This window comes from Vibrio sp. HENC-03, assembly GCF_000305755.2.
GTDB lineage: Bacteria > Pseudomonadota > Gammaproteobacteria > Enterobacterales > Vibrionaceae > Vibrio > Vibrio owensii.
This window is the reverse complement of the sequence record NZ_JH976078.1, coordinates 1,717-9,933: the sequence shown is the minus strand read 5'-3', so window position 1 is coordinate 9,933 and position 8,217 is coordinate 1,717. Positions and strand designations below refer to the sequence as shown.

The window sequence follows — 8,217 nt, the reverse complement described above, 5'->3', positions numbered from 1 at the left end:
GGGTGATTAAGGCGCTGTGCGGTAGCTTTTGTATTGCGTTACTCACACCTTAGCAAGGCGTTATGTGCATGAGATTATCGAAACAATGATAGTCTAATGTCGGAACTTAAGGAGAAATTAATGAATAAGGAAGTTGAATTTCTAGGCCATAGACGCGCATTTTTCCATGCTTTGCTGTGTTTTGTATTATGTTTCTTTGGCTGGCACGTAGCTGAATTAGGCTTTCCTCTAACTAGTGGATGGCAAGGTTATGCAGGATTGTTTCTTATATCGGCATTAGTATATGGCTACTCGAGAGTTACAAATGAAAGCAACCTGAAATTTGCAGCACAGAAAGTCTTGTTTATGGGACAACCAGCATCTCTAAAATATAAAAAGTTGCCGATAGTTGGTCCATCTATTTTGATTAGATCTTCATCTTCTGACGGAAAGTTTAGAACTAGAGTTTACCGTCACTGGGTTTCTAGTCAGGATTGGGAAGAGCTTGTGAGTAGATGCACATAACAAAGCGTTTAAGACAGATTCCCAACGCTTGGCATTTTTCATTCCATCGTTGGGTTTCGTGTTTAAGGTAGTATGGTTTAGGTTCAGTGGTGGCGTTGCTCACTACTTAACGCGGCGTTATGCATATTAGAGAGAATAATGGACTCATACACGAGCGAATGTAAAAGGTTGTCTATCAATGCACGAGCTGCAATTGGTCTGCTTATCTTTGAGCGTTTCTGTGTTCTTCATGGTTTAGAACTTCATGATAATCAGGAGTTTTTAGAGCACTTATGGGATTGGTTTCTCGTTGATGGTTCAGACGAATTCGAGCCTTGGGAATCTAAACGACCCACTTTAGTAAATTGTGGGCTAGGTGATGAATTTCCTGAGGATTTACAGCTTTCCCTCGCTCAAAACGGTATCGGCGAGAGTCAGTTTAGGACTATTGTCGGTGGCGTAACCGATATTTTATGGGGTAGTTTTTGGGGAGCGGCTGAAAACGAACAATCAATGGCTGCACTTGAAAGTGTCATTTCAGCTAGTGGCATAGAACAACTGCCGGTTTTAACACCGTTCAAGTTCTCATTGTTCTCACAAAACGAAGGTTGGGGTGACAAAGTCACACCTCAAGATTTGGAGTTTTGGCGCACCTGTGTGAAATATGCATAACAAATTGTTCAAGAGTGATTCGGCACGCGTGGCATTTTTGCTATGCGTCAAGTTTAGTGGTTAAGGTGGTATGCGTAGGCTTCGGTATTGTGTGCCTCACACCTTAACAAGGCGTTATACAGAAGGAAATAGAGAAGAAAAAATGCGGTATATAGAGTATCTAAAAGCAGCAGAAAAAAGAGCCAAAAAACTAGAAATTTCCCCTCAATTGCCAATTGATACATTGGTTCCAGCTAGAGACATCAAACGTTATGGCGAGCTTGCAAACAATGAGCTATTGAACTCTCTTTTACAGAGATTTGGTCCATTTGGGTGGACTGATGGATGTATTCCACTTGGTGCAACTGCCTTCACCTTTTTTCAAAAAAAGGGTATTCCTTGCGAATTAGTATTTGGTGAAGTAGTAATTAATGGTTGCAATGAATATGACACAACAGTTGATGGTTTAATTGGCGAATGGGAGAAGGGTTATTCTGATGATGTAATGAATATTCATGTTTGGCTAAATGTAGGCAAAGATCTGGTTGTTGACCCAGCAATAGCTTCTCGATTGAATGAGCACTATGACAATAACTTTCCTGCACATCAAGTAATCGTTGGCAAGCCAGAGCAACTAGAGAAAAAGAAACGTTTAAAATATATTCCAATGCTTACAGGTGCCAAATTTTTAGAGAGGACATGCCAAATCCCTTTAAATTACGAAAACGGTACAATTTCTGTATAACAATCTGTTTAAGAGTGATTCGCAACGCGTGGCATTTTTATTATGCGTTAGGTTTAGCGGTTAAGGTGGTATGCGGCGGCATCGGTATTGCGTTGCTCACACCTTAACAGGGCGTTAGCTGAATAGGATGAAAACAAAAGTAATGGAATACTTGGATAGACTGATTAGAGATTGCGAAACCGCTAGAGCAGTAAAACCAAAATCTGATTTTACGGTTGCTTGCTTTGATGAGGTTCCAGATATCGATAAAGGGATCTATATCATCAAAGAAGTTGGTGGATGTGCAGAAAGCACGTTTGAATCATTCGTAGACTTCAAACGAAAAAAGCTTAAAGCATGTAGCAAAGTAAATAGCCCATCACATGTTCTATATGTTGGATCTTCAACTACTGGTTTACGAAAACGGTTAAGGCAACACTTGGTTAATTGCCCCAGCAAAACTTACTCTTTACACATGTATCAATGGTTTGATGGCAAGTATGAAGTTCGTATTCTTGAATATGACGTTCCAATAGAAGTCCTTCAACTCATTGAGGATGCGATGTCGTATGACTTGAAGCCCGCTTTTGGTAAGCAAGGTGGAAACAATAAATAGGATCGCTTTGGCAATTCAGCTAACAAACTGTTCAAGAGGGATTCGCAACGCGTGGCATTTTCACTATGCGTTGGTTTTAGTGTTTAAGGTGGTATGCGGCGGCTTCGGTATTGCGTTGCTCACCCCTTAACAGGGCGTTAGCAATCTTAGGAGGGACGGTGTGCAACATTTTAAGGGGTGCAAGTTAGTTGTTAAGTGTAACGACCAAATTATCACCTATAAAAGAGATAATATTTCTTCCATCTCATATCCGAATTACTGGGATTTACCTGGTGGCGGTCGTGAAGGGAACGAAACTCCAGAGGATTGTGCACTCAGAGAGCTCAAAGAAGAATTCGGGATCGAACTGTGCCCATCGCGTATTCATTACAAGCAAAAAGTAGATAGTCATACAGGTTTTGGTTATGCGTATTTTCTTGCTGTGACGATAACCGAAAGTGAGTTACGTGAAATTCAGTTTGGTGATGAGGGGCAATATTGGAAGCTTATGGACATAGAAGCGTACTTAGCCCTTCCAGACGCTGTGCCATCTAACCAGCAAAGACTGAGAGGCTATCTCAACCTCTGAGTTCTTATTGCTAACAAGGCGTTCAAGACGGATTCACAACGCTTGGCGATCTCAGTTTAAATTGAATTTAGTGTTTAAGGTACAAAGGGTTAGGTATAGTGGTTTGCGTTGTTCACCACTTAACGCGGCGTTATGTTCAAGGAGGAGTATTTGAATACTATGTTGGAATGGAGCAATCCATACGAATTAGATTTAACAGAAGGTAAAGGCTTAGTTTACTTCGCCAGAGTTGTTGATGATGTAGGTAATGAATATCGTTACGTGGGGCAAACCAAACGAGGGAAGAAACGTTTAAATGACTACGTTAACAACGTTAGAAGGATACTCTCAGGTCTTCCTAGAAGGACAACTAAGGGTCAAGAGAAGTATCGAGCCGTACATCTAGCACTGGCTAAAGCAACGCAAAATAATTGGTTTTATGAACTAAAACCAATTGAGATCACGGAACTCACAAAACTGAACGATTTAGAAAGCTCAAAAATTAAGGAGCTAAATTGTAACCTGAATGTAAAGTGGTCTTGGAATGTATCTGATTTTTCTGAGCTAAATCTTAGTGATATCCGTTAGTTTTGAACATAACAAACTGTTCAAGAGGGATTCGCTACGCGTGGCATTTTTACTATGCGTTGATTTAAGTGTTTAAGGTGGTATGCAGCGACTTTGGTATTGCGTTGCTCACCCCTTAACAGGGCGTTATGTGCCAGAGGTATGCAGCAGGTTAGAGGGCATTTGCTTAGATAATTGCAGATGCCCTGAAGCTTCACTTATTGTTCTTGAAGCGAGTGAAATTAATGGTAGGTAACATGATTGGATCATGGCCTGAACTTAGCATTAGGTTCGCCATATAGGCTCTAAGAAATGGGTAAGCGATAGCCGGCGAATTGACGCTTACAAAATGAGAGTTCATAAACTCTTCATCAATGGCGTTGTCAGTTTCAAAGATCGACTCGTACTCTACTTCGTAACTAAATCCCATTTTGTGCTGAAGTTTAACGTTGAAGCTAATGCTGTAGTTATTTGGGCTTTCAGGTATGTCAGATGCAGAGTAGTTAAGCTCTAGATTGTTTTCATCATCTATAAACTCTTTACGGTGTACGTTGAGACCTGTAACTCTACTCTGGATAATTCTAATGTTCATATTTTAATAATCACGCAGCTAAAGCATAGTTTTCATCGTTCGCGGCAGAATCACAATCATCTAGCATGTACGACGAATTGTTAAGTGAAAGCTCAATATGGTGGTAGCTATCACCTGCGATAGACACATAAATTTGTTGGATCAGGGTTTTGTGAAAGTGCATTTCAGAAAGAGTTGGACCAAACCCGTAGTCAGCCTTTAACTCTTCGTACTCAGCGATAAATTGTTCATCATCAATGCTATTAAGCCATTCCTCAGCTAATCTCAATGATTCCATCTGTAGATTCGTCATATGAACTCACCTTTCTTAAATTTAATACAGCTTCCACCCTATTTGAAAATTCTTCTGGGTATACAACAACCTTATCTACTATGCACTTTTTGGCTTTTTCAAACAAGCAAACTTGCTGTCTTGTTAAAACTATAGTGCTTTCTTTCGATTTTGGTGTAAAAGCTATGTCATTTCTTTCTGAATGAAAAGTATCTTGTGCCTTAACCGCCCAAAATGGAAACATTCCGCGACCGCTTGAGCTTTCCTCTTTCAGTCTATAGTGAGCTATGGTTGTGGCTATTGTTGGGTCTTCACTCTTGCCAGCGTTTCTCAATCGCCTTTCATATAACTTAGTTAACTCGTTAAAATAGAGCTGACTATTAACATTTCCAGCTATATCTAAAAAAAGCTCGTCTGGGATATCAAGGTTACACCTTGAAATCGAGTACTCGCCTTTATAGCCTACTGTACCCCAAATATGAGCAAAGTAGTCACTATCGGTCCAAAAGTAATACCCTTGGGTTAACCATTGCCAACGTTTTGCATCAGGTGGTCCAGTTGGGCCACTTAAAAAGGGCGCATTCTCCCAAACATAAGACCACCCACCGGTTTTTTCACATGTGTGAAATCCTAGTATTTTCATGTGGTTATTTTCATTGTTCGTTTAGCGGCGGATTATACATAAAAGAGTGCATAAAGAACAAGCAATAGCTGAGAATATTTGGCACATAACAAGCAATTTAAGAGGGATTCACAACGCTTGGCTTTTTTGCTTCTACTTCAACTTTAGTGTTTATGGCACAATGCTTTAGGTTTGGGTGAAGGCGTTGTTCACCCCTTAATTGGGCGTTATAGCGCACGATAAAATTGAATATGGATGGTCATGGAAAATATCGAAAAAGAGCTGTATCAAGCAGCAATAGAACTAGGGCGTGTTGATCTTTCGTGAGTGTTTTTTGAACAACATGGTAAAGAGTTATAATTTGCTTCGCCAAAAGTAAAACTATAACCAATACCATGCCAAGAACAATGCTAACTGCTACTCCAAGTTATGAAAAGTACAGGTCGTATTTACGATAAAGCTGAACATCGAATGACATTTGAAGGAATACTTTATCGAATGAGAACAGGTATTCCTTGGCGAGATCTACCACCTGAGTTCGGAGAGTGGAGTACCGTTTACAGACGATTTAACCTTTGGTCAAAGAAAGGAATATTAGATAAGCTTTTCAAAAGCTTATCTAATATGGCTGATTTTGAATGGGTCTTTCTCGATGGCTCTATAGTTCGAGCGCATCAACATAGTACAGGTGCACCTACTGAAAGCTCAGAGCAAATAGGAAAAAGTCGCGGGGGCAACTCAACCAAAATTCACTTAGCCGTGGATAGTGGTGGCCTACCGATTTGCTTTGATTTATCAGAAGGCCAACGCCACGATATAGTGCATGCCCAAAGCTTAGTTGAACAACTCGATGAAGTTAATACAATCGTTTGTGATAAAGGATATGACAGCGAACCTTTCCGTACTTTTGTTAAGGAACATGGCGGAGAAGCGGTAATTGCTAAACGCAATTACGGGCAAGATATAGATAAAGCCAGTATGGATTGGTGTCTATACAAGTATCGCCACCTAGTTGAAAATGCCTTTGCGAGAATTAAACATTATCGAGCTATTTCAAGTAGATATGACAAGCTAGAAAGGAATTATGCCAGCATGGTATCGCTGGCATTTGTGTTAATGTGGCTGCCGATGTACTGCTGACCAAAATGTGTACAGCAAAGATCAACACGCCCTAACTATGACTGCGAAAATAAACGAAAACTTTACGTCGTCAGGTACTTGCCTGTTCATGTCAAAGAAGTTCAAAGTGCGTTAAGCTTGATCTCAACTAAAAGGGCTAATGAGCTGCTGGGTAAACGAGTACTAAATGTTATATGCCTTGGTGGCGGTCCAGGTACAGATAGTGCTGCTTTTAATAAATGGCTAGTAAGTCAAAGATTGTTTGACAAAAAGTCATTAACAAGAGTCAATGTAGTGCGTGTTGACAGATGTGAAGAGTGGAATGAAATTTCTCCTCGTATTATTAAGCATGCTTTTCCTGATGATTTGGTTGTCAAGTACACAAAGTCAAATCATGATCTTACGAAACATAATCTTAATACTAGCATAAAAGCGGACCTAGTAATTGCTTCTTATTTGCTTTCTGAAATATCTTTAGAAGATATTCCAAAAGTTGCTGAAAACATAAAGAATAATATAACTGATAAAGCAACCATTGTAATTAATGATAGAAATCAAGAAGAGGTTAGGCAACGGATCGAGAAACTATATGAATTATTGGGTTGTGACTTTGAACTAGATAGTACTCAATTCCACTGTGGTATTTCAATTGATAATGCAATAGTTGAGAATGCTAAACCAAAGTTACTTACTAAATCTATCAGGTATGCTGGTGAGCTATGATTATAAGTGCAAGCAGAAGAACAGATATCCCTGCATTTTATAGCGAGTGGTTTATAAACAGGATTAAATCGGGTTTTTTGTTGGTGAAAAATCCATTCAATGCACATCAAGTAAAGCGTGTGTCACTACTTTCGAAAGATGTTGATGTTATAGTTTTTTGGACAAGAAACCCCAAAAAACTTATTCCTCATTTAGACCTTTTAGATCAATTAGGGTATCGATACTACTTCCAATACACTATTACTGGATATAATAAAAAGTTAGAGAATAATACTCTTCATCCTATAAAATCAGTAGAGGTTTTTAAAGATTTGTCGCGCAAGATTGGCAAGGAGAAAGTAATTTGGCGTTACGACCCTATTATATTATCAAACATGACGCCTGTGTCGGAACACTTAAGGTTGTTTGAAAAACTAGCAGCTATGTTAAGTGGTTATACTAATAGGGTTGTGATTAGTTTTGCTGATCTGTATAAGAAAACGGAAATGAATCTTAATAAAATCGACGGGTTAGAGTACGAAGATATCTTACAGTACGAAGATGAGCTAAATAATCTTTGTTCTAAATTAAAAAAAATTGCCAATAAATACGGAATGTCTATTTCTACGTGCGCAGAAGAAGTTAATTTGGAAAGTACCGGAATTAAACACGGTAAGTGTATTGACGATGGACTAATTGAGGAACTATTTAATATAAAAGTAACCAATATAAAAGATCAAGGTCAAAGGCTAGAGTGTGGATGTGTTAAAAGTGTAGATATTGGTGTGTATAATTCATGCCTTCATGGTTGCACATACTGCTACGCCACCTACCAAAAAAATGGTGCGTTGAATAATTACAAGAAACATGACCCTAATAGTCCTTTTCTTATAGGTAGTGGTGAGGGATATGAGCATTTTATGGAGCAAATTCCTATTCAAAACTCATTGTTGTAAAGTCGTATAACAATCTGTTTAAGAGTGATTCGCAACGCTTGGCATTTTTGCTATGCGTTGCGTTTAGTGTTTAAGGTGGTATGCGGGAGCTTCAGTATTGCGTTGCTCACACCTTAACAGGGCGTTAGTACGGGTTTAGCATCAAAGGTCATCAGTTTTGGTGTTTATCTGTTTTGGCGTTCGTCTTTACACCTTTCAGTTTGTACCTTTCACGTTCTTTCCGGTGGCACTATATGCGGAGTGTTTGCTTTGATTTCACCGTTTACGGTTTCTAACTCTTAGCTTATTTCTTTGGCGCTTCTTCATTTTCGTGGCGGCTTTTGAGAGAACCTTGATTATTTTTGGTGTGGCTGTTGAGTTACGAGGC

The 8,217-nt window shown here is 39.3% G+C and carries 12 protein-coding genes; 9 read left to right on the top strand and 3 right to left on the bottom strand.

What is annotated here, in order from left to right:
- The first annotated feature begins 120 nt into the window (after positions 1-120).
- The 6 genes from VCHENC03_RS0125495 (at position 121) to VCHENC03_RS18355 (ending at position 3,609) form a co-directional block, all read left to right on the top strand.
- The gene (locus tag VCHENC03_RS0125495; protein ID WP_032802360.1) at positions 121-504 is read left to right on the top strand and encodes a hypothetical protein; all 384 of its coding nucleotides are present in this window, start codon (positions 121-123) and stop codon (positions 502-504) included.
- 138 nt (positions 505-642) lie between these two features.
- Entirely contained in the window at positions 643-1,155 is a 513-nt protein-coding gene (locus VCHENC03_RS18340; protein WP_009705227.1) for a hypothetical protein, read from the top strand.
- Between the two features lie 91 nt (positions 1,156-1,246).
- Complete coding sequence (locus VCHENC03_RS18345) at positions 1,247-1,879, top strand: hypothetical protein (protein ID WP_157621062.1); 633 nt, start codon at positions 1,247-1,249, stop codon at positions 1,877-1,879.
- A 127-nt stretch (positions 1,880-2,006) separates the two neighbouring features.
- Positions 2,007-2,474, top strand: coding sequence for a GIY-YIG nuclease family protein (locus VCHENC03_RS18350; protein WP_232310321.1), 468 nt, complete (start codon positions 2,007-2,009; stop codon positions 2,472-2,474).
- Positions 2,475-2,634: 160 nt separating this feature from the next.
- Positions 2,635-3,042, top strand: coding sequence for an NUDIX hydrolase (locus VCHENC03_RS0125490; protein ID WP_032802357.1), 408 nt, complete (start codon positions 2,635-2,637; stop codon positions 3,040-3,042).
- Positions 3,043-3,192: 150 nt separating this feature from the next.
- Entirely contained in the window at positions 3,193-3,609 is a 417-nt protein-coding gene (locus tag VCHENC03_RS18355; RefSeq protein WP_009705222.1) for a hypothetical protein, read from the top strand.
- A 193-nt stretch (positions 3,610-3,802) separates the two neighbouring features.
- Here the strand turns inward: VCHENC03_RS18355 and VCHENC03_RS18360 are convergent, their stop codons facing one another.
- The 3 genes from VCHENC03_RS18360 to VCHENC03_RS18370 are packed head-to-tail and all read right to left on the bottom strand — an operon-like array spanning position 3,803 to position 5,094.
- Positions 3,803-4,180 carry a protein-export chaperone SecB gene (locus VCHENC03_RS18360; protein WP_050554369.1) on the bottom strand — a complete coding sequence of 126 codons (378 nt, stop codon included), beginning with the start codon at positions 4,178-4,180 and terminating at the stop codon, positions 3,803-3,805.
- Positions 4,181-4,190: 10 nt separating this feature from the next.
- Positions 4,191-4,472: a hypothetical protein gene (locus tag VCHENC03_RS18365; protein WP_009705220.1), complete on the bottom strand. Its 282-nt coding sequence runs from the start codon at positions 4,470-4,472 to the stop codon at positions 4,191-4,193.
- The gene (locus VCHENC03_RS18370) at positions 4,435-5,094 is read right to left on the bottom strand and encodes a hypothetical protein (RefSeq protein ID WP_009705219.1); all 660 of its coding nucleotides are present in this window, start codon (positions 5,092-5,094) and stop codon (positions 4,435-4,437) included. Before VCHENC03_RS18370 ends, VCHENC03_RS18365 begins: the two co-directional genes overlap by 38 nt.
- A gap of 408 nt (positions 5,095-5,502) precedes the next feature.
- On the opposite strand from VCHENC03_RS18370, the gene VCHENC03_RS18375 reads away from it, so the two are divergent.
- From VCHENC03_RS18375 to VCHENC03_RS18385, 3 genes are all read left to right on the top strand, one after another.
- Positions 5,503-6,213 carry an IS5 family transposase gene (locus VCHENC03_RS18375; RefSeq protein WP_050554368.1) on the top strand — a complete coding sequence of 237 codons (711 nt, stop codon included), beginning with the start codon at positions 5,503-5,505 and terminating at the stop codon, positions 6,211-6,213.
- 117 nt (positions 6,214-6,330) lie between these two features.
- Complete coding sequence (locus tag VCHENC03_RS18380; protein WP_009705217.1) at positions 6,331-6,915, top strand: hypothetical protein; 585 nt, start codon at positions 6,331-6,333, stop codon at positions 6,913-6,915.
- The gene (locus tag VCHENC03_RS18385) at positions 6,912-7,850 is read left to right on the top strand and encodes a DUF1848 domain-containing protein (protein ID WP_009705216.1); all 939 of its coding nucleotides are present in this window, start codon (positions 6,912-6,914) and stop codon (positions 7,848-7,850) included. Before VCHENC03_RS18380 ends, VCHENC03_RS18385 begins: the two co-directional genes overlap by 4 nt.
- Positions 7,851-8,217 lie beyond the last annotated feature (367 nt).